Genomic DNA, 23,306 nt, shown 5'->3' with positions numbered 1-23,306 from the left:
TATCTTGATTATTTTATAATTTAGTTTTAAAAATTTTATTTGGATATATATAACGTGAACTCAAAAACAAACATAGAAAATAAAAAAAAATATATAAAAAAAGGTACAAAAAATTTTTTTAAAATGACAATCGCATTATTTTTGGCTGGTTTTGTAACTTTTTCTATTTTATATTGTGTTCAACCTATTTTATTTGTTTTTTCTAAGGATTTTTCTTTAACTCCTGTGGAAAGTAGTTTATCTTTATCTTCTGCTACAGCTATGATGGGAATAGGGATGTTGTTTACAGGTCCATTATCAGATAAAGTAGGAAGAAAGCGAGTCATGACCAGTTCTCTATTGTTGGCAGCTTTCTTAACATTTTTATGTTCTAAAATGAATAGTTGGGAAGGTGTTATATTTGTCAGATCATTAACAGGTTTAGCGTTGAGTGGTGTTACAGCTGTTGCCATGACATATCTTAGTGAAGAATTAAGTCCTAGAAATTTACCTTTTTCTATGGGACTATATATTAGTGGTAATACCATTGGGGGATTTTTTGGAAGATTTTTAAGTAGTACGTTAGTTCAAAGTACTTCATGGAAAGTAGTATTGATTTGGATTAGTGTTTTAGCTTTTATTTTTTCAGTATTATTTTTATTTTTACTTCCACAATCCAGAAATTTTCATACTGTTTCTTTAAATCCTTATAAAATTTTCACAAATTTTTTATTACAATGGAAACATCCAATTTTATCTAAATTATTTATAATGGGATTTATTTTAATGGGTAGTTTTGTTACAGTTTTTAATTATATTGGATATAGATTATTATCGAAACCATTTTCTTTTCATCAAGATGTTATCAGTATGCTATCTTTTATTTATTTAGTTGGCGTATATAGTTCTCCTAAAGCAGGTACATTAATTAAAAAACATAAAAAAAGTATGATGCTTTTATTTTCAATAATTATAATGATTATTGGTCTTTTTTTTTCGCAAATGGATCAAATAATTTTGATTATTTTAGGTCTGCTTTTATTTTCAGCTGGTTTTTTCTCAGCTCATTCAGTTATTAGTACATGGATAGGACAATATTCTAAATATGGTCGAGGTTATATTTCTTCTATTTATTTGTTTTCATATTACCTAGGATCGAGTGTTTTGGGAACAATTAGTGGATTTTTTTGGACATTACAAAAGTGGTTAGGAATTTCAATATTTTTAACAATTATATTATTTATCGGAATAGTATTAGTAATTCAATTGGATGATATAGTTTTAGAAGATAAAAAGTATAATTTTGAATAATTTTCTTTTTAATATTTTAAAAAACTCAGAGTTTATTAAATTAAAGAATTATATATAACTGAATAATATTTTTAAAATTTTATTAAATTTTAAATATTTATAATAATTAGATATATTATATCTTTCTCTATCTCATTTTCTCGAAGATAATACATCAAGTTTACATTTTATTAGTGGTCGGAATATTATGTTTTATTTGTTTTCTCATTTTAATTGTAGTGATATTTTTTTAGTTATTATTGCTTTTTCAATAATTTTGTTATATGAAATTATTAATGGTTTTCATGATTCTGCAAATGCTATTGCTACTGTTATTTATACTCATGCACTTAATTCACGATTAGCTGTTATAACTTCTGGTATTTTTAATTTTCTTGGAGTTATGTTTGGAGGATTAAGTGTAGCATATGCTATTGTACATCTTCTTCCTATTGATTTATTACTTAACATCCATTCATTATATGGTTTAAAAGCTATATTTTCTATGCTTTGTGCTGCTATGTTGTGGAATTTATGCACATGGATTTTTGGTTTACCCACGTCTAGCTCTCATACACTAATTGGAACTATTATTGGGATTAATATTTCTTACGCTATAAGTAATCATTTGTCTATAATTAATACGTTTAATTTTAGTAAGTTATTAAATGTATTTTTGTCTTTAATTATTTCTCCAATTTTAGGATTAATTTTATCTGGTTGTTTAGTTTTTATTTTAAAATTTTTTTTCAGAAATAATAAAAAATTTCATTATGTTAATATGACTACAAAAGATACTCATCCTCCTTTTCTAGTTAGGATTACATTGATCCTATCTTCTATGGGAGTTAGTTATTCTCATGGAGCTAATGATGGTCAGAAAGGAATCGGATTAATTATGTTAGTTTTAATATGTATATTTCCTTCAGGATATTTTGTAAATTTGAATTTTACTCAATATGATATTGCGAAAGTTAAAAATTCTATTCTGTGTTTTCAAAAATATTATGAAGATAATAAATCTAATTTAAAAGTAAGCACATATATGATACAAGATCATATAAAAAAAATAAAATTAGAAAAAAATTTTAAATCTCCTGAAAAAAATATTTTATATATTTTTCAAGATGTATATAAATTATTAAAAAATATACTTAGCTATAAAGAATTAAGTATAGATCAACGTTGTAAATTACGTCAAGAATTGTTATGCATTTCTGAGTATATAGAAATAATTAATCAAAATTTTAATATTTCTTCTGATGATAAGCATTTTTTAAAAAATTTGAAAAAAAATTTGTTATCTTCAATTGAATATGCACCAATGTGGATTATTGCATTAGTAGCATTGTCCTTATCTTTTGGAACAATGATTGGATGGAAGAAGATAGTAACTACGTTTGGAGAAAAAATTGGAAGAAAAAATATGACTTACATACAGGCTATATCATCTCAATTAACAGCTGCTATTTCTATAGGAACAGCTAGTTATACAGGTATTCCAGTATCAACTACTCACATTGTTGCATCTTCTATTACTGGAACTATTTTAGTCAATGGAGATGAAATACAAATGCGTACTATAAAGAATATAGTTGTTTCTTGGATATTAACATTTCCTGTTTCTATTATATTATCTAGTATTCTATATTGGATTAGTCTAGAATTAGCTAGTTAAATTAGTATACAAGTTATCAATCAGCTATTTTATAAAGTTTAAATATTATTTTAAATGTAAAAAGTTTAATTTTTATAAACACATTCTATATAATAATCGCATATATTTTATAAAATTATAATTAATAGTTTATATTATTTATATATAGTAAAACATTAATGTTTAAGTATCTTAAAATATTAACTTTATATATTAAATTTTATAATTATTAATTATATTAATTTATTATAAAAAGTAGTACTATTATAAAGTAGTATTTTAAGATATAGTGTATTAAAATAAGTAATAGATTTATTTAGTTAAATTGATTTAAAATATAATATATTTTATATATGTTTAAATTAATTTGACGTTTCTTGAAATATTTTATAAATTAATTTAATTTTTGTATATCGTATTAAAAAATTTATTTATTTGATATAATGAGTTTGAATTTTTGTCTTTTAACTTTTAACTTTTGATTTTGTTAACTATAATAATTATTTAATATTCGAAAAATTTGAAGTAAATATTTTAAATTATAAACATATTTAATAAATTAGTTATCGTTAAATAAAATTTAAAAATTTATTTAAGGTTAAATTTTCATATAAAGCAATATTTAAAAGTAAATATATTTAAAATACTTGATTTAATTTCAGATTGTTAGTATAACGTTTTAGAAGGTTGATATTTCAAAAACATTTAGTTTCTTAACAAATTTAAAATTCTTTAATAAAATGAGTTATAAAACTTGACTAAAAAATAGAATTAAAGTAAAAAGAACTAATAAAAAATAGAGGATGCAAAATTATGTCATCAATGTCAGTTGTAAATGGTACACGACTTGTAGATGTAAATGAAGACAAACTCCCTCAAGATGTTTCAATAGATAAAAATCTAGATGATATTTTATCTTCTGAAGAAGAGAAAAATAAAATTAGATTTTCTATATCAAAAGATAATTTAAGTGTTACATATCCTGATGTTCCTAATAATAAAGTTATAGATTTTCAAGTAGGTTCTGTTATACATAATCGTTCTGGATTAGCAGGAGAAGATGCGAATAAAATAGAACAGTCAAATAGTTTTGCTTCGTATTTTGTTCCTTCTTATACATTTTTAAAAGGTATGTTACCAAAATTTACTCTTCCGGATCTTCCGCAGTTTAATTTTACTCCTTTAGTAGGATTTTTTGATTCAATATTAAATACACTTTCTAGTGCTTGTGCGTCAATATATGACACTGGAGAATTAATTTTTAATTCTACTGTAGGTTTTGTAAAAGATGTAGGAGAGTCTGCATTTAATACTTCTGTTGATTTTGGAAAAAGTATTATATCTACTGTATCGGGTTTTTTTAGTAATATTATTTCTGGTTCAGATGAAAATACTGATAATAGTGCTAATAATGTTCAATCAGATGCTCCGATAGTATCTAATAACATTGTTCAACAATCTCAAGATGAGAAAGATGAACAAATTGAAGATAAGGATTTTAAAAAACCTTATTGGTATCCTTTAAATAAATTGAATGCAAGTAATTCTAATTCTGAAATTCCTCCTGGAAGAAGATTTCAAAGTCATTTTAATGAGTTAAGAAAAACTATAAAATTAGACAATAATTTTCTTTTTGAAGGTAAAGATTCGATATTACAAGTAAATGGACAGCGTATTTCTAAATCATCTCCAGAAAATATGTTAGATGATTTTAAGCACGTATTGCCTAACTTAGAGTCAAGACAGTTAATTTCTTCGTATTCTAATCAAGATTTGTTTTCTCAACCATATATTGAATTGTTTTCTCAACGTCCAGAATTATCTAAATTAAAATTAAGAGATGTAAATGTATCTTATGTTGTTGATGAATTAAATGATGGCAATTTCCAACTTGTTGCTACTAGCAAATCGAAATTACATTCGAGTTACAAAGCAGATGGAAGAACATATGATTCATTTGGAATACAAGCATCAATGACTCTTTCTAAAGATAAAATTCCTAGTATAGAATATGTATACTTTTTAATGTAACAGTTAAAAAGTTATATAAATAGTTTTACAAAATAAAATATAGAAGTATGATTAAGTACATAGTAGTTTTGTTAGTTTAATATATAAAATATATGGAGTATATAAATTTTTATTTATATACTTCATTTTTATTTATTTTTAAGTTTTAAATAAATAACATAAGAAAATGTACTATTATTTTTATATTTTGTATTTTTTTAATAAAGCGTAATATACTAGTTTGGGAACGTATCTTTTTACGTTTCCTTTATATTTAAATATTTCTTTGACTAGTGTAGAAGAGATACAAGAATATTTAGGTGATGGAAAAAATAAAACGTATTCTAACTTTGAATACAGTTTTTTATTTATGTTAAACATGTTTAATTCATATTCAAAATCTCGATATGATCGTATTCCTCTGATAATATAATGTGTTTTTTCAATTTTGGAAATATTTACCAATAAAGTATTAAAACTAATAACTTTTTTAATAGAATTAAAACTTTTCGTAGTGATTTTTACTAAATTTTTTCGTTCTCTCACATTAAATAACGGTTTTTTTTCAGAGTTATCAAAAATTGCAATAATAATAAAATTAAATATTTTTGTTGCTTTGGTGATAATATCTAGATGACCATATGTTATAGGATCAAATGTTCCAGGATAAATAGCTATTTTTTTCATTAGGATTTTTGTAAACTAATTTATAGTATTAGTGTAAAACATAGTATAATTTTAGTGAGTTTTTATAATTAACATATTTAATTTTTACAATTTTAAAGAAATACATTAATTATGTTATTGGTTTTTTATTTCTTTATAAAAGTAGATTTTTAAAATAATATCAAGTTTTTAAATTATTTAGAAAATTTAAATAGAGTTTGTTCGAACATTCATTATGAAATATTACCAATAATTTTCACTGGTTATGTGACCAGGTGTTTTTCGGAGATTTTTTTTTAGGTCTCTTGTTTCAATTAAAATTTTTTGTGTACTTTTTACCATATTAGGATTTCCACATAACATTACGTGGCATGTATTTTTTTTAATTTTTATCCCTATTTTTTTTTCTAAAACATTATTTTTTAATAATTCCGGAATTCTTCCATATAATGAAAAATTTGTGATTTCTTTACTAATAACAATTTGTACACGTAATTTTCCATTGTATTCTGTTTTTAATCTCTGAATTAAAGATAAATATGTGAGATCATGTTGACGTCGTACTGCATGTACAAGTATAATATTTTCAAATTTGTTAGTATCGTTTTTATCTTGTAATATAGATAAATAAGGACCAATTCCTGTTCCAGTAGCAAACATCCATAAATTTTTGCATGGAAGGATTTCATTTAATATGAAAAATCCTGAAGCTGTTTTTTTAATCATTATTTTATCTTTATGTGAAATATTATATAATTTTGGAGTAAGTTGACCATGAGGTATGAGAATTATATAAAATTCTAAATTTTTATCTTTTGGAGAATTAACATATGAATATGCTCTTTGAATATTTCTTCCGTCTTGACATAAATATAACAATCTTGAGAATTGACCAGGAATAAATGGATGTATAGATGCGTTTAAAATTATACTAAACAAATTATTTTTCCATTTTTTAACTTCTAATACTTTAGCTACAGTCCAATCACTCATATTAAAAATCCTTTGAATATATTAATATGTAATACTAGATATTTTACATACATTTACTTTTAGTTACAAATCTTAAAATTTATATAAAAATTTTGAATATACGTTATATTGTTATATTTAAATTTCAAAAAATTTAAGAATATAACTAAATTTAATAAAGATTATTATATTTTATATTAAGGAAACGATATATATAAATTTTTAAATATTTCAATATTAATATAACGTGTTATATTGCATTTAGATATATATTTAATTTTTTAGATTTTGTAAAATATTTTAAATATGTTGTTTTGGATTAAGTATTTAATGTTAAAACAAATATTGAAAAAATTATTTTTTAATATTAAATATTAAATAACTCAATATATATAACATATATAGTAAATATTTATAACATAGTAATATTATAAAAATTTGGAATAAAATTATTTATAATTTATCACTGAATATCAAAATTTGGAATAAGATTAAATGAATAAACATCTTCAAAGAATGGATATTTTAAAAGTCGAAGCATGTTATCAACCCAATCCAACAGCTGTTTTTCATCATATTTGTCGTAAAAAAAATAATACTTTACTTTTAGAATCAGCTGAAATTAATAAAAAACGTAATTTAAAAAGTATGATGATTATAGATTCTGCATTACGTATTTCAGCATTAGATTATACAGTTACATTAGAAGCATTAACAAAAAATGGAGAAATATTATTACTAAATTTTATACCTTTATTACCAAAAGAAATTAAGATATCTTCTTTTAAAAATTGTTTAAAAATTACATTTCCTATAACTTCTATCAATATAGATGAAGATAAAAAATTACATATATTGTCTGTATTTGATGCAATACGATTATTAATAAAAAGTATTACACATGATAAAATATCTAAATCTATTTTTTTTGGAGGTTTATTTTCGTATGATTTAGTTTCTAATTTTGAAAATTTACCAAAATTAGAAACTACTCAAACTTGTCCTGATTTTTGTTTTTATTTGTCTGAAGTTCTACTAACATTTAATCATAAGAAAAAAACTTGTTTTATAAAAGCCAATTTATTTTCCTCTGATGTTCTAGAAAAAAAAAGATTGCGAGATAGGTTGTTGGAAGTAAAAAAAAAGTTATCTCAAGTTTTTGATCCCATAAAGTCTATATCTTTAAAAAACATGACATTAAAATGCAATAAAACAGACAAAGAGTATAAAGATATTATTGTAAAAATACAAAAATCAATATTCATGGGAGAAGTTTTTCAAGTTGTACCTTCTAGAAGATTTTATTTACCGTGTTTTAATTCGTTAGCAGCTTATGAAGTTTTAAAAAAAAATAATCCTAGTCCATATATGTTTTTTATGCAGGATTCATGTTTTACTTTATTCGGTGCTTCTCCAGAAAGTTCTTTAAAATATAATGTATTATCTAGAAAAATAGAAATTTATCCTATTGCAGGTACTAGACCACGAGGTCGAAAAAAAGATGGCACTTTAGATCTAGATTTAGATAGCAGAATAGAATTAGAAATGAGAACAAATCATAAAGAATTATCTGAACATTTAATGTTAGTAGATTTAGCACGAAATGATTTAGCTAGAATTTGTGATTCTGGTACTCGTTATGTGGCTAGTTTAACACAAGTAGATCGTTATTCTCATGTAATGCATTTAGTTTCAAAGATAATAGGAAAATTAAAATCTAATTTAGACGTGTTTCATGCTTATCAAGCGTGTATGAATATGGGAACATTGAGTGGTGCTCCTAAAGTTCGAGCAATGGAGTTGATTTCTAATGTAGAAAAAGAAAAAAGAGGAAGTTATGGAGGATCTATAGGATATTTTACTGCGTCTGGATCGTTAGATATGTGTATTGTAATTAGATCAGCATATATTGAAAATAATGTTGCTACTATTCAAGTAGGAGCGGGGATAGTATTAGATTCTATACCACAATCAGAAGTAGATGAAAGTAAAAATAAAGCTAAAGCTGTTTTGCAAGCGATTGCAGAGTCACATTCTTGTTATATAGAGTTTTAATTATGAATGATATACTTTTATTAGATAATATTGATTCGTTTACTTATAATTTAGTAGATCAATTTCGAGTTTTCAACTATAAAGTTGTTATATACCGTAATACAGTTTCTACTAAAACTATTTTAAAAGAAATATCTAAAATGTACAATCCTGTTTTAGTATTATCTCCAGGACCAGGTAATCCTAATAATGCAGGTTGCATGTTAGAATTACTAGATATAATGAAAGGGAAAATACCTATTATTGGAATTTGTTTAGGACATCAAGCAATTGTGAAAATATATGGAGGAGATATTCGATATTCTGGAGAAATACTACATGGAAAAACTTCTTTAATTAATCATGATAAAAAAGCTATGTTTTATAATATGCCTAATCCTCTTCCTGTAGCACGATATCATTCTCTTATTTGCAGTAATATTCCTAAAAAGTTAACTGTTAATGCTTATTATAATAATATGGTTATGGCTGTTCGAAATGACAATGAAAAAATATGTGGATTTCAATTTCATCCTGAATCTATATTGACTACTTTAGGCACAAAACTTTTAAAAAATGTTATGAATTGGATTGTGAAATAAATTGTATGTTTTAAATTACATTAAATGTTTAGTATTTTACAATTGTATAATTTGAATCATAGTTAAATTTATATAGTTATTTGTTTGAAGCAAATACTTCACTAATAAATATATATAGGATCATATTTATATAATTCAGATTCGAAAATAGCAATATACAATTAGTTGAGTTATTTTAAAATATTTATTTAAAATTAATAGTATTAAAAATTAAGACTATTATACATTTTGTCTGATATATTTAAAATTTATTTAATGTTTTAAAATTTAAATTTAATTTTCATAAATTTTAGTTCTAAACTGTAAAATTATATAATTTTAAATGTTATATTTTGTTTGTTATGTTGAAACTAAATCATATAAACATTTATTTATATTAAATATTTTCAAACATAATTGAATGTTTAAAGATATAGTTAAAATTATAATTTTATAGTTTATTTGATTTTGAACATTAATTTAGTGTATTGAAATATTTATTGTATTGTAAAATAATATAATAAGGATGTATATTAATGATTTTTGAAACTTTTTCAAAATTAGAAGAAAAAATACAGCAAGCTATTGATACTATTTTATTATTACAAGTAGAATTAAAAGAACTAAAAGAAAAGAATGATAATCAAAAAAAAGAAATTGATTTGATATTATCTAATAAAGTAAAGATAGAAGAAGAGAATAAAAAGTTAAAAGAAGAAAAAGATGTTTGGAAAGATATGTTAAATAGATTATTAAGCAAAATTAATAACATATAATTATGATATGAATATATATTAATTTTAATTTATTTTAAAATACATTATATTCTGTTTATAAAGATTTTATAAAATATTTAAAACAAAAATAATACTTTTTGAGAACAAAACGTTGAAGATATAAATTTTTTATTAATACGATAACTTTCCTATCTTTTTTAAGATAGGAAAGTAATTTTTTTATATAAGAAAATATTTAATTTTAGAATGGTTTTTATAAAATGAATCGATTTAAATCGTTATTTAAAACTAAATTATCTAAACGTTCTCGAACATATTTTTCATTTATATTGATAATTAATTCATTTTGATGTTCACTAGCATTGAAGGAAATATCTTCCATAAGATGTTCTAATACAGTATACAATCGACGAGCTCCGATATTTTCCACAGATTCATTAACTTTCCAAGCTATTTCAGCAATGTATCTAATTCCTTCTTTGGTAAAATTAATTTCAACTTTTTCTGTTTTTAGTAATGCTTTATATTGTACAGTTATAGATGCTTTGGGTTCTGTTAAAATTAGTTCAAAATCATCAATTGTTAATGCTTGTAATTCTACTCGTATTGGTAGACGACCTTGTAACTCTGGAATTAAATCTGAAGGAGTAGATACTTGGAATGCTCCTGATGCAATAAATAAAATGTGATCTGTTTTAACCATGCCGTGTTTGGTAGAAATAGTACAACCTTCAATTAGTGGTAGTAAATCGCGTTGTACTCCTTCACGTGAAATATCTGGACCAGTTGTCCCCCTATGTTTACATATTTTATCTATTTCATCGATAAAAACAATTCCATGTTGTTCTACAGCATATATAGCTTCTCTTTTGAGTACGTCTGAGTTAACTAATTTTACAGATTCTTCTTCTATTAATAATTTCATAGCATCTTTAATTTTTAGTTTTCTAATGTTTTTTTTTCTACCTCCTAAATTCTGAAATAGTGATTGTAGCTGGCTGGTTAATTCTTCCATTCCAGGAGGTGCCATGATTTCGACACCCATAGGTGTTGTAGAAATATTAATTTCGATTTCTTTTTCATCAAGTTTTCCTTCTCGCAATTTTTTTCTAAATAACTGCATAGCAGCACTAGGTTGGTTGGAAGTTTCTGATTCTTTCCATTTTTTGTCGATAGTAGGAACTAAAACGTTTAGAATTCTTTCTTCGGCAATTTCTTTCGCTTTATTTTTATTTTTTTTAAAAGCTTGTTTTCGTATCATTTTTATAGATAGATCTGTTAAATCTCTAATGATTGAGTCTACTTCTTTTCCTACATATCCTATTTCTGTAAATTTTGTAGCTTCTACTTTGATAAAAGGAGCATTAGCTAATGTTGCTAAACGTCTAGCAATTTCTGTTTTTCCTACTCCAGTTGGTCCAATCATAAGAATGTTTTTTGGTGTTATTTCATGTCTTAGTTCTTTATTTAATTTCATACGACGCCAGCGATTTCGTAAAGCAATAGCTACTGCACGTTTTGCTTTTTCTTGGCCGATTATGAATCGATTAAGTTCTTTAACTATTTCGCGAGGAGTCATGTTTGACATAAAGATTCGTCCTTACTTTTTTGAAGTTAATTCTTTAATGGTAAATACGTCGTTTGTATATATACAAATTTTAGAAGTAATTTTAAGTGCTATTTCTACAATTTGTTTGGCGCTAAGAGAGGTATTTTCTAACATTGCTTGTGCTGCTGCTTGTGCATAAGGTCCGCCTGAACCTATAGCCATAAGATCATTTTCGGGTTGAATCACATCACCATTTCCTGTTATGATAAACGATTTTTCTCTATCTGCTACTGCTAATAATGCTTCAAGTTTTCGCAATATTTTATCAGTTCTCCAATCTTGTGCTAACTCTATTGCTGCTCTTTGTAAATGACCTTGATACATTAACAACTTTTTTTCAAATAATTCAAATAATGTAAAAGCGTCTGCTGTACTTCCAGCAAATCCTGCTATGACTTTTTCATGATATAGTGTTCTCACTTTTTTAACATTACTTTTCATGATAGTATTACCTAGTGTGGCTTGTCCGTCTCCTCCAATAACTACTTGTTTTTTGAGACGTACACTAAGAATTGTCGTCATAAAGTATGATCCCTTGTAATAAAATTTATAATTTTAAGATACTAATAATGTATTTTGAATTTTCACAATATTTTATTAATTTCCTTTTATTTTATTTAAGAATTTAAACCGTAAAATACAAGAGGTATTTATATATTAAAAGTATGTAATATTTTAAATAAAATTAACTGGTTTTATAAATTATTTCATTAGAAATATATAACGAAGTGAATTTAAGTGATATATTTTAATATTAAAACATTTTTTTATATTTTACATATATAAACATATTCATGTTTTTAATTAAATTTTACATATTAATGTTGTATTTTTGAATATTTTAAATTATTTGTTTTTTAAAATATTTTATATTGTATAATTAATATTAATTTGAAAGATATTTTAAATAAACATATTGATTTAGATTGCACATAAAATAATGATATTGTAAAAGTGAATATTGATGTAATAGTGACAGCTAGAATGGTATGTATTTTAATATTACATTTTTTAAAAGCATGAATATAAACTTTTGTTAAAATAAAAAATTTTTAAATAGTTTGTAGAAATATTAATTATTTAAAACTAATATTTTTATTTTTAAATTTTATATATTTAAATATTTTTAGATAGCTTTAGAATTATTTTAGGTAATTTAGATTGTATAGATACACAAAATTTTTATTAAAGTATAAATAAATCTAAATATTAAAAAGTATTTATATAGAAATAATTTTGCAGTAATATAATAACTATGTTTAAATTGTTTTTAAAAATATTATGTAAATATTTTAACAATTTTGATCTTTAATTACAATTGGAAGAATTTATGAAAAAAAACATTCATCCTAATTATTCTCAAGTATTGATTATTTGCTCTTGTGGAAATATTGTTAAAACATGCTCTACTTTATGTAGAGATATAAGTATTGATGTATGTTCTAAATGTCATCCCTTTTATACTGGAAAACAAAGAGTAGCAGATACTAAAGGACGTATCGAAAAATTCAATAAAAAATTTAAAATTAATGTTAAAACATAAAATAAGTTTTTAAATATTTCTATAATAAATGTTATGTTGTTATATCTTTATAAAATTTAAAATGAGAATTATATATTGTTTAAGAATAAATTAGAATAAGTAAATACCAAGTATTTTAGAACTTTTGATTATTGTGCAAATCTATACTAAAAATTTTTGAAGTACATGTATAAAATACATATTTAAGGTTATTTTAAATATTATAGAAAATATTTTTTTAATCCAAGATATATAGAATTTACTAAAATTTTTTGATAATTTTTGTTATTTAGTTTTTTTTCTTCTTTTATATTACTTATAAATCCAGTTTCTATTAATATAGATGGAAAATTAGGGGATTTTAATATTCCAAAGTTTGCATGTTTAGGGTTATTTTGATATAAAAATTTAAAAATTTTAAATTCTTGAATAATTTTTTTTGCTAATGTATATCCCGATTTTTTTACGAAATTAAATTTTGAGTTTAAAATTGGGGGTTTCATATAATTTTTGTGGCGTTTAAGAGCGTTTTGTTTTTTTGATAAATGAGTAATTTCAAATTTCATTCCTTTTTTAGACAATACCCATACAGATAACCCAGATATTTTAGAATTTTTAGATGAATTTGCATGAATAGAAATTAATAAATTAACATGATTCTTCTCGGATATTTTAATTCTTTTAGAAATGGAAAGGTAATAATTTCCTGTTCGGATCATTATTGCTTTAAAAATATTTGAGCTGTTTATTTTTTTTTCTAATTTTTTAGAAATTGAAAAGTTTATATTTTTTTCTTCAGTCTTATTAATTCCAATAGCTCCAGGATCTTGACCTCCATGTCCCGCATCAATAGCAATAATAATTTTTTTTTTAATGTTAGATTGGTTTAGAATATTATATTTTTTTTTTGAGAGAAGTTTTTTCTTTTTAATACCGTATTTTAAAATATAATTTTTTTTATAAAAATTTTTTTTTGAAATGTGATGGAGGTTATATTTGTATGGAAAAATTTTTTTTTCTGAATATAATGTATTTATTTTTTTTTATGCTGAACTTGATTTATTGATATATTTGAAAACATATGAATCATATTTGAATTAATAGAGTTATATAGAAATACCATTATATGTAATATACAGCTAAACATATACTTCCTTTTTACTTTTGTAAATTTTTTATAAGTTTTTATTTATAAGATAATTATATGTAAAACTAAAATGTGAAATAATTATATTAATTTTAATTTAGTGTGAATAAGCGGGAAACGAGATTCGAACTCGTGACTTCAACCTTGGCAAGGTTGTGCTCTACCAACTGAACTATTCCCGCATAATTTTAACTTTATTACAAATAAAAAAAAAATTCAAGAAATAATTTAAAAATTTGACATATTTTAAAGAATTTTAATAACATTAAATTAATATTAGACGTGGATGTTTAACCAATTTTTTTGATAATATTTTAATTCTTTTACTGATTCGTATAAATCGTTGAGTGCTTGATGATTATTTATTTTTTTGAATTTTTTATACAATTGAGGGTTCCATCTTATAGCTAGCTCTTTTATTGTACTTACATCTATTTGTCTATAATGAAAATATTTTTCTAAAGTAGGCATATATTTAAATAGAAATTGTCTATCTTTACTGACAGTATTTCCGCACATAGGTGATGTATTTTTAGGAACCCATTTTTTTAAAAAAGAAATAGTTTTAATTTCGGCTAATTTTTCATTATATAAACTTTTTTGAACTCGATTTATTAATCCGTTTTTGAAATGAATATTTTGATTCCAAAGATTCATTAATTTTAATTGAGTATCATTTTGAAAAATTGCTATAGTGGGTTGAGTAGAGAGTATGTCTAACTCTTTATTAGTGATTAATACGGCAACTTCAATAATTTTATGTTTATTTGGATTTAAACCTGTCATTTCTAAGTCAATCCATATTAAATTATTCTTATTGATATTCATTAAATTTTTTAATATGTTAAATTATCGATTTTATATTTTTAAAACTTAGTTTATATACATATTATAATATATATGTTTTATAATTGTTTAAATTTTAAAATTAAATATATAAAAAGTTTAATTTCTTAGTATTATTATATATAAATTAGCTAGAATTTTTGAAAAATTGAATAGAATAATTTTACGATGTTGTTTATAACATTTGAAACTTTATAATCAAATTTATTTTGTATGATTATAAAATAAGTAAGTAGTGATAATATGCTTTTATAAATGTGTTTTATTTAACGTTTTAGTTTTAATTTAATGAGATTTGACATGAAAAATATTAATCCTATCAAAACCTATTCTTGGGAAAGTTTAAAACGACATTTCCAAAAAATAAAGAATTTGCATATGAAAGATTTATTCTTTCAAGATAAGCAGAGATTTTCTAGATTTTCTATAAATTTTAATGATCAAATATTGATAGATTTTTCTAAAAATAGAATTACTAGTGAAACAATGTCGAAATTGCTTATGCTAGCAGAGGAAGTAGATTTAATTGATGCCATGCAATGTATGTTCAATGGGGAGAAAATAAATTGTACTGAAGGTCGTGCGGTTCTACATACGGCATTAAGAAATAATAGTGATAGTCCAGTTATGTATAATAAAAAAAATGTCATGATTGACATAAAAAAAGTTCTTAAAAAGATGAAATTATTTTCAGAATCGGTTATTAATGGAGTGTGGAAAGGATTTACAGGAAAATCTATTACCGATGTAGTAAATATTGGGATTGGAGGATCAGACTTAGGTCCTTCTATGGTAGTTAAAGCACTGAATGCTTATAAAAATCATTTAAAAATACATTTTGTATCTAATATGGATGGTTCGCATATTTCTAATGTTTTGAAAAAATTATGTCCAGAAACAACGTTATTTTTGATTGTTTCTAAAACATTTTCTACTCAGGAAACAATTATTAATGCTAATACAGCTAAAATGTGGATGATGAAATATTTTCACACTGAAAGTTGTATAGATCAACATTTTATTGCAATATCTGAAAATATGAAAAATGCAGTTAGTTTTGGTATTAAATCTGAAAACATATTTTTGTTTTGGAATTGGGTTGGTGGGCGTTATTCGTTATGGTCTTCTGTAGGATTATCTATTGTTCTTTCTATTGGATTTAATAATTTTTCAAAGCTTCTTAATGGAGCATATGCGATGGATCAACATTATGTAAATACTACTTTAAGTAAAAATATACCTGTTATATTAGCATTAATAGGTATTTGGTATAATAACTTTTTTTTATCAGAAACAGAAGCAATTTTGCCATATGATCAAAATATGCGCCGTTTTCCAGCGTTTCTTCAACAGACTAATATGGAATCTAACGGGAAAAATATTGATAGAAATGGTTTTCCAGTAACTTGGCAAACTGGTCCAATTATTTGGGGGGAGCCAGGTACTAACGGTCAACATGCGTTTTATCAATTATTACACCAAGGTACTAAATTAATTCCTTGTGATTTTATAGCTTCAATACATCCTAATAATAGTATTTTAATTGATCATCATATACAATTATTATCTCATTTTTTTTCACAAACTAAAGCGTTAGCGTTTGGGAAATTTAAAGAGAATATAGATCAAGATACAATAAATACTACATATCAATCCAAGAAATTATTTAATGTATCTCCTTATAAAGCATTTGAAGGAAATAGGCCAAGTAATTCTATTTTTATGCATAAAGTAAATCCCTATAATTTAGGTTCTTTAATCGCATTATATGAACATAAAGTATTTACACAAGGTGTTATATTTAATATTTTTACATTTGATCAATGGGGTGTAGAATTAGGAAAAAATCTTGCAAAATCTATTTCTCTTACTTTAACCAATAATTTAGAAGAAACTAAATATGATTCATCTACAAATGGATTAATTAATTTTTATAAATTGTTGCGTTAGTTTTTTAATTATTGTTTTTAAAATAGCTGTTTTATTGATTAATTATAATAATCAAATATTTTTAAATTGATGGATATAAATTTTATTTTAAATTTTTAAATAATAATGTTTAAGCTCGTATTAAAACGTTCTTAAAATTTCGAAAACATTTTTACATTATGTCGTTTTATTAAAATAATTATTTTATGAATTGCATAAATGAAGTAAGGAAAAATCATGTCGATGTTAATAAAAGTTAAAATTCAAAATATTGGTCGATTTTTAAGTAAAATGATTATACCAAATATTAGCGCTTTTATTGCATGGGGATTAATTAGTGGTTTATTTCTTAATTTTGGATGGATTCCAAATGAAAATTTAGAAAAAGTAATTAATCCAATGATAATTTATCTTTTTCCTATCTTAATTGCTAGTACTGGTGGACGGTTAATGCATGGGAAAAGAGGAGCTATTGTTGGCAGTATAGCTATAATAGGGGCTATAGTTAATACTACTCTACCTATGTTATTAGGTGCTATGATCATTGGACCTTTAGGAGGATGGTGTATTCGTGGGTTTGATAGTATTATTAAAGGTAAGGTTTCTAGTAGTTTTGAAATGTTGGTAAATAATTTTTCAGCTGGAATTATTGGAATATTTTTGTCGATAGTTTCTTTTTTCGTTATTGGTCCAATTATTGAAGAATTTTCTAATATTCTAGAATATAGTGTGAGTGTGATAGTAAAACATAACTGTTTGCCTTTAATTGCAATTTTTATTGAACCTGCAAAAGTATTATTTTTAAATAATGCTATTAATCATGGAATCTTTTCTTCTTTGGGCATGCAAGAAGTAGATATTTTTAAAAAGTCTATTTTCTTTTTAATTGAATCAAATCCAGGTCCTGGTATTGGTATGCTTTTAGCATTGTTTTTTTTACAGCATAAAAACAAAAATGTTCAATCAAATTTAAAGAGCGCTATTATTATTCAACTTTTAGGTGGAATTCATGAAATATATTTTCCTTATGTTTTATTAAATCCAAGATTAATTATAGCCTTAATTTTAGGTGGAATGACTAATATATTTATATTAATGATTTTTGGAGGTGGATTAATATCAACGGCTTCTCCTGGTTCTATTATATCAATTTTGGCTATGACACCGAAAAATTTATATATTGTTAATATGTTTGCTGTTTCAATGTCATGTTTAATATCGTTTTTAATGTCTTTAGTGATATTAAGGATTTTTAATAAATTATTTCAAAATGATATGAAAACAGTATCAGTTAAACATATGAAAAACAATTTTAAACCTCAATATAATAAGAAAGTTTTTAATAATTTTCAATTTAATGTTTTTACAAAGATAAATAAAATAATTGTTGCTTGTGATGCAGGAATGGGTTCTAGTGCAATAGGTGCTGAAATGTTAAAAAAAGTTTTATGTTCTTTAAATGTTAATATTATCGTTTCTAACTCTGCTATTGACTCTATTCCTAATGATACCGATTTAGTCATTACTCATAAAAATTTAACTGAAAGAGCTAAAGTCAAACATCCCCAATTTCAGCATTTATCTCTGAATAATTTTTTAGATCGAGATTTTTATAAAAAATTAGGAAGTGATTTAATAAAGTTAAAAACTAATCATGTTAATTCAACATGTAACAATATAATTAAGAAAGAAAGTAATAAGGATAAAAATATATTTTCTTTTAGGAAAGAAAATATATTTTTAAATCAAACTGCTAAGAATAAACAAGAGGCTATTAAGTTCATAGGAAAACAACTAGTAAATCAAGGATATGTAAAACAAGAATATATTTCAGCTATGTTAGAACGAGAAGAAATTATGTCTACATGGTTAGGAGAATCAATTGCTTTACCGCATGGTACTATACAGGCAAAAGATTTTATATTGAAAACAGGAGCAATATTTTGTCAATTTCCTAAAGGTGTGCGTTTTGGAGATCATTCTGATGATATTGCATGTTTGGTAATAGGTATTGCTGCACGTAATAATGAACACGTTATGGTAGTGAGTAGTATTACAAAGGCTTTAGATGATCATAAAGTAATTAAAGCTTTGTCTAAAACAAATGACATTAATGATATTTTAAGACTATTTAATTAAAAGATTATTTAGTAATTATTAAATACTTTGAAAGTTTCTTAAAAGACGTTGTTTTTATTTTGATAATACAATATTATTTTATTTAACAAAATTGTATTTTGGAAAAGATGATGCAGGCATTACATTTCGGAGCTGGAAATATAGGTCGTGGTTTTATTGGGCCAATGTTGATTCATTCGGGTTTTGATTTAATTTTTTCTGACATTAATGAAAAAATTATTGATGCTATAAATTTTTTTAATGAATACAAGATTGAAACATTAGGTAAAAATTCTCATTTAGATAAAATTAAAAATATAAAAGCTATACATTTATGTGATTCAGATATTATATCTGTTATTAAAAATTCGGATGTGATTACAACAGCGGTAGGAGTCAATGTTATTAATTCTTTGGCTAGTATTATTTCCAAAGGAATAATATATAAAATAAAATCTGGTGAAAAAAAATTTTTAAATATTATGGCATGCGAAAATTCTTTTCGTTGTACTTCAGAACTTAAAAAAAATGTTTTATTTTTTTTGCCTAAAAAATATCATCAATATTTAGAAGATAATGTGGGATTTGTAGATACAGTAGTGGATAGGATTGTATCTTCTGATTATAAAAAAAATGAAAATATATTATTTATTAAGGTAGAGCCATTTAAAGAGTTTATATGTGATATAAATCAGTTTAGAGGACATATTCCTAATATTATTAATATGCAATTAAGCGATAATTTGAATGCTTATAGCGAACGAAAGTTGTTTACAGTAAATACGGGACATGCTATTGCTGCATATTTAGGTGTAGTTTATGGATATGAAAATATGTTTGATTCTATTTCTGATAAAAATATATATGATGTGGTATGTGGGGCAATGTATGAAAGTGGAAATGTATTAGTACTGCGTCATAATTTTGATAAAATTACACATAATCGTTACATTAATTCTATTTTGTCGAGATTTAAAAGTTCTTATTTTTCTGATGATTTAAGAAGGATAGGTCGAAATCCTTTGAGAAAATTGCAAAAAAACGATCGTTTAATCAAACCTATTCTGGGAACTTTAGAATATAAAACTCCTAATATAAATTTAATAAAAGGCGTTTCGGCTACATTATGTTATACAGATGTTAATGATAGTGAAGCAGTAGAGTTGAACTATTTAATTCAAAATAAGGGTATTGATCATATTTTATCAAACATTAGTTTTTTGGATTTAGAATTATCTATTTGTAATTTAATTAAGAAATATTTTTGGTTTTTTAAGAATAATCTTATTAATTAGCATAAGTGTTATATAATTGTTTACAACGATAAATAAACTTTTTTGTTAAAATATTGTATAGATCTAAAAATTTAAATATATTTTGCATCTCAAAAATCTATTACATCTTTGCATATTTTTATAATAACGTTAAGTTTCATAACTTAAGTAAAGCAATTTATTTTTTGGTATGAGTTTTAAAAGAATTTATAAAAATGATATGGAAATATGTTTTAATTTTGAACATATTAAACATTAATTTTAAATCAGAGAATTATATCTAATCAATATTAGAGATAATGGAATCAGAACAAGATAAAAGAATTGCAATTTTGTCTTAACTTGTTGATACAATTAGTAAAATTTTCATAAAAAGTTTAAAACTAATTATTATTTTAAATTTTATAAATAAATTTTAGTTAGTGTTTATGTAGTTTTTTAAATAAAATTTTTAGTTTTTTTTACAATTTATAAATTAGAATTAACTATTTCCTTTTATAGATATAAAAAAATCAATTTATATCATATTAATATCAAGGTATATAATGAGCTTTATTTTTTTGAGGAATGAAGATAATGATTTGAAATTTGTTTGAGGTTTTGCGTATTTTGAAAATATGTTGTATTTTAAATATTATAAATTTTTTAGAATTAATAAAGTATCATGTTATTTCTATTTTAGAATAAAAATAAATATTAGTCCAAAAACATAATTAAAATTGATGTAATACCATTATAAGTCTAATAATTATGTTTAAAAGTAGAGAATTAATTCTTATTGAAGTCGTTTTTGCTTTTGATTAATTTGTATTTACGAAGTATTTATATAGTAACATAAATATTTGAGAATAGGATATAATATTTTATATTAAAATTGAATTAATTTTATTTATTTAATATGATGATGTATAAAAGTACAGTATTGTGTAGAATTTTTTATCATGGTGTTTTCAAAAATAAAATGTAAATAAAAATTATAAAATTTATTATATTTATTGTTGAATTAATGTTAATTAGTTGAACATTAATTATGCTTTAAGCAAGAAAATATTTTCAAGTATGTATATGGGTACATATAGTGTTACATAGTATTCTACTTGTCTGTTATAAAATAAAGCTGTATATGTATGTTTTTATACATTTCATTTTATGAATTTTGAAAAATTAGATAGTTTTAGTTGTAAGTTTTTTCTTTGTAAGAAAAATTATTAATTCATATATATATTAGAATTTAATTGTGTTTTTAATTTTAAATTAAATTTAGAAATGGTTTTAAAAAATTAAAAATGGTAATTTTTTATAGTTAATTTATTTTTAAAATTTTCTATTATATTTAGACGTTTGTTTATTCTTATAGAGGATTATTATTCTTAACTAAAATGTAAAAGCTGTTTATATTTTTCTACTTATAGTAAAACGTCTAATTTATAAATTGAGTTAAGATTAGAAATTCAAATAGTAATATATAGTTAAATATTTTTAGAGATTTTTTTATAATTATAAAAAAATAATACGAAAGTTATATTTTATGTTATATACGTAAAGGTTTTTATTCCAAATTGTATTAAATCATTTTATTTTTTAAATTTAATTTAGGTATTCGTGTTTTGTATGTACTGACTAAGATTAAAAGCACATCAAATAATTTTTAAACGAAATAGAAGTATGATGAAATAGCTTTTAGAAAGTAAAAGATTATTAATATTATAGAAGTTAACATGTTATATTGAAATGATTTTAAGTTTTTGATTTTACTATTAGAATTTGTAAGATATTACAAAAATTTGATAAAAATTTTATTTTAAGCTATTTATAATTTATAAATATTAATTTTAGTTTAAAGTTATTAAACGATGATTACTAAAAATAAAAAATTTAAAAGATTATTTGTTATATTTTTGATGGGCCCCACTGCATGTGGGAAAAGTATGATTGCATTAAAGTTAAGAAAATTGATTCCAGTTGAACTAATTAGTGTAGACTCGGCATTAGTTTATCGTGATATGAATATTGGTACAGCAAAACCCACTAAATCGGAACTATTATATAATCCATATCATTTAATTGATATTAAGGATCCTATGGAAAGGTATTCTGTAAGTGAGTTTCAGAGCGATGCTTTAGAAGCAATACAACACGTAATTTCTAAAGATAAAGTTCCGTTGCTTGTTGGAGGGACGATGTTTTATTTTAAAGTTTTATTGGAAGGATTGCCGAAATTACCTCCATCAAACTATGATGTTCGTTCATATTTGTATTCTATGAAAAACAATAAAAATTTTTTGCATAACAAATTAAAAGAAATTGATGTTACTTCTTCAAAAAGAATTCATCCCAATGATATTCAAAGAATTTTAAGAGCTTTAGAAATATTTTATATATCTGGAAAGACGTTAACAGAACTTACAATGTCAAAGAATTATAAATTTCCATATGATGTAATTCAATTTTCAATTATTCCATATAGTAAGGATTGGTTAAAAAAGAATATATATATTCGATTTCATAAAATGTTATTTCTTGGTTTTCAAAATGAAGTGGAAAATTTACTACGACGTGGAGATTTACATATTGACTTACCTTCTATACGTTGTGTAGGATATCGACAAATGTGGAATTATCTTTTAAATAGTTTAAGTTATGATGAAATGATTTTTCAATCTATTTCTGCTACTAAAAAATTGGCTAAAAATCAATTGACATGGTTAAAAAATTGGAAAAATATATATGAGTTAAAAAATTTTGGAAATATAGATAATTTAAGTCATCAAATAGTTAAAATTATTAAAAACACATATTTTTAAAGATATATTACTTTTTATTTATAAATTTTTTAATTATCTGTTAATATGTAATTTTTTACGTTTATCAATATTGAAGCATAGAAGTTCTAGTATAAAATTTGTTCAATGGGTATGTAATTTTATGAGATTAA

General features: G+C 23.1%; 16 protein-coding genes, 1 tRNA gene and 1 pseudogene. 11 read left to right on the top strand and 7 right to left on the bottom strand.

Annotation, left to right across the window (positions count from 1 at the left end):
* Window positions 1-54 precede the first annotated feature (54 nt).
* The 3 genes from U0T63_02715 (at window position 55) to U0T63_02705 (ending at window position 4,957) form a co-directional block, all read left to right on the top strand.
* A complete protein-coding gene (locus tag U0T63_02715) occupies window positions 55-1,290 on the top strand; it encodes an MFS transporter (protein ID XBC39228.1) in 1,236 nt (411 codons plus the stop codon).
* Window positions 1,291-1,477: 187 nt separating this feature from the next.
* Window positions 1,478-2,947 (top strand): inorganic phosphate transporter, encoded by a 1,470-nt coding sequence (locus U0T63_02710; protein XBC39227.1) that lies wholly within the window; start codon window positions 1,478-1,480, stop codon window positions 2,945-2,947.
* A gap of 792 nt (window positions 2,948-3,739) precedes the next feature.
* Window positions 3,740-4,957: a hypothetical protein gene (locus U0T63_02705; GenBank protein ID XBC39226.1), complete on the top strand. Its 1,218-nt coding sequence runs from the start codon at window positions 3,740-3,742 to the stop codon at window positions 4,955-4,957.
* A 180-nt stretch (window positions 4,958-5,137) separates the two neighbouring features.
* Here U0T63_02705 and coaD read toward each other — a convergent pair whose 3' ends face one another.
* Both coaD and U0T63_02695 read right to left on the bottom strand, forming a co-directional pair.
* Entirely contained in the window at window positions 5,138-5,623 is a 486-nt protein-coding gene (gene coaD / locus U0T63_02700; protein XBC39225.1) for a pantetheine-phosphate adenylyltransferase, read from the bottom strand.
* 222 nt (window positions 5,624-5,845) lie between these two features.
* Entirely contained in the window at window positions 5,846-6,595 is a 750-nt protein-coding gene (locus U0T63_02695; protein XBC39224.1) for a ferredoxin--NADP(+) reductase, read from the bottom strand.
* Window positions 6,596-7,069: 474 nt separating this feature from the next.
* On the opposite strand from U0T63_02695, the gene U0T63_02690 reads away from it, so the two are divergent.
* The 3 genes and pseudogenes from U0T63_02690 (at window position 7,070) to zapB (ending at window position 9,965) form a co-directional block, all read left to right on the top strand.
* Window positions 7,070-8,629, top strand: coding sequence for an anthranilate synthase component 1 (locus U0T63_02690; protein XBC39223.1), 1,560 nt, complete (start codon window positions 7,070-7,072; stop codon window positions 8,627-8,629).
* Window positions 8,630-8,631: 2 nt separating this feature from the next.
* Window positions 8,632-9,183, top strand: a pseudogene (locus tag U0T63_02685) (aminodeoxychorismate/anthranilate synthase component II).
* Between the two features lie 542 nt (window positions 9,184-9,725).
* On the top strand, window positions 9,726-9,965 hold the full coding sequence (zapB, locus tag U0T63_02680; protein ID XBC39222.1) for a cell division protein ZapB: 240 nt from the start codon (window positions 9,726-9,728) through the stop codon (window positions 9,963-9,965).
* Between the two features lie 214 nt (window positions 9,966-10,179).
* Here zapB and hslU read toward each other — a convergent pair whose 3' ends face one another.
* Entirely contained in the window at window positions 10,180-11,514 is a 1,335-nt protein-coding gene (gene hslU, locus U0T63_02675) for an ATP-dependent protease ATPase subunit HslU (GenBank protein XBC39221.1), read from the bottom strand.
* Window positions 11,515-11,526: 12 nt separating this feature from the next.
* Entirely contained in the window at window positions 11,527-12,057 is a 531-nt protein-coding gene (hslV, locus tag U0T63_02670; GenBank protein XBC39220.1) for an ATP-dependent protease subunit HslV, read from the bottom strand.
* 808 nt (window positions 12,058-12,865) lie between these two features.
* Between hslV and rpmE the strand changes: the two genes are divergently transcribed.
* Complete coding sequence (rpmE, locus tag U0T63_02665) at window positions 12,866-13,078, top strand: 50S ribosomal protein L31 (GenBank protein XBC39219.1); 213 nt, start codon at window positions 12,866-12,868, stop codon at window positions 13,076-13,078.
* 200 nt (window positions 13,079-13,278) lie between these two features.
* Here the strand turns inward: rpmE and U0T63_02660 are convergent, their stop codons facing one another.
* From U0T63_02660 to orn, 3 genes are all read right to left on the bottom strand, one after another.
* Window positions 13,279-13,908 carry an N-acetylmuramoyl-L-alanine amidase gene (locus tag U0T63_02660; protein ID XBC39509.1) on the bottom strand — a complete coding sequence of 210 codons (630 nt, stop codon included), beginning with the start codon at window positions 13,906-13,908 and terminating at the stop codon, window positions 13,279-13,281.
* A 405-nt stretch (window positions 13,909-14,313) separates the two neighbouring features.
* Window positions 14,314-14,386, bottom strand: a tRNA-Gly gene (locus U0T63_02655).
* A 94-nt stretch (window positions 14,387-14,480) separates the two neighbouring features.
* The gene (gene orn / locus U0T63_02650; GenBank protein ID XBC39218.1) at window positions 14,481-15,032 is read right to left on the bottom strand and encodes an oligoribonuclease; all 552 of its coding nucleotides are present in this window, start codon (window positions 15,030-15,032) and stop codon (window positions 14,481-14,483) included.
* 318 nt (window positions 15,033-15,350) lie between these two features.
* On the opposite strand from orn, the gene pgi reads away from it, so the two are divergent.
* The 4 genes from pgi (at window position 15,351) to miaA (ending at window position 23,175) form a co-directional block, all read left to right on the top strand.
* Window positions 15,351-17,000, top strand: a complete 1,650-nt coding sequence (gene pgi / locus U0T63_02645) for a glucose-6-phosphate isomerase (protein XBC39217.1) — start codon at window positions 15,351-15,353, stop codon at window positions 16,998-17,000.
* A gap of 216 nt (window positions 17,001-17,216) precedes the next feature.
* Window positions 17,217-19,118, top strand: coding sequence for a PTS mannitol transporter subunit IICBA (locus tag U0T63_02640; GenBank protein ID XBC39216.1), 1,902 nt, complete (start codon window positions 17,217-17,219; stop codon window positions 19,116-19,118).
* A gap of 107 nt (window positions 19,119-19,225) precedes the next feature.
* Window positions 19,226-20,392: a mannitol-1-phosphate 5-dehydrogenase gene (locus tag U0T63_02635; GenBank protein ID XBC39215.1), complete on the top strand. Its 1,167-nt coding sequence runs from the start codon at window positions 19,226-19,228 to the stop codon at window positions 20,390-20,392.
* A 1,832-nt stretch (window positions 20,393-22,224) separates the two neighbouring features.
* Window positions 22,225-23,175: a tRNA (adenosine(37)-N6)-dimethylallyltransferase MiaA gene (gene miaA / locus U0T63_02630; protein XBC39214.1), complete on the top strand. Its 951-nt coding sequence runs from the start codon at window positions 22,225-22,227 to the stop codon at window positions 23,173-23,175.
* Window positions 23,176-23,306: the final 131 nt, after the last annotated feature.

It is taken from the genome of Buchnera aphidicola (Nurudea shiraii) (assembly GCA_039829955.1).
Classification (GTDB): Bacteria; Pseudomonadota; Gammaproteobacteria; order Enterobacterales; family Enterobacteriaceae; genus Buchnera_B; species Buchnera_B aphidicola_AY.
This window is presented reverse-complemented; position numbering and strand designations above follow the sequence as displayed.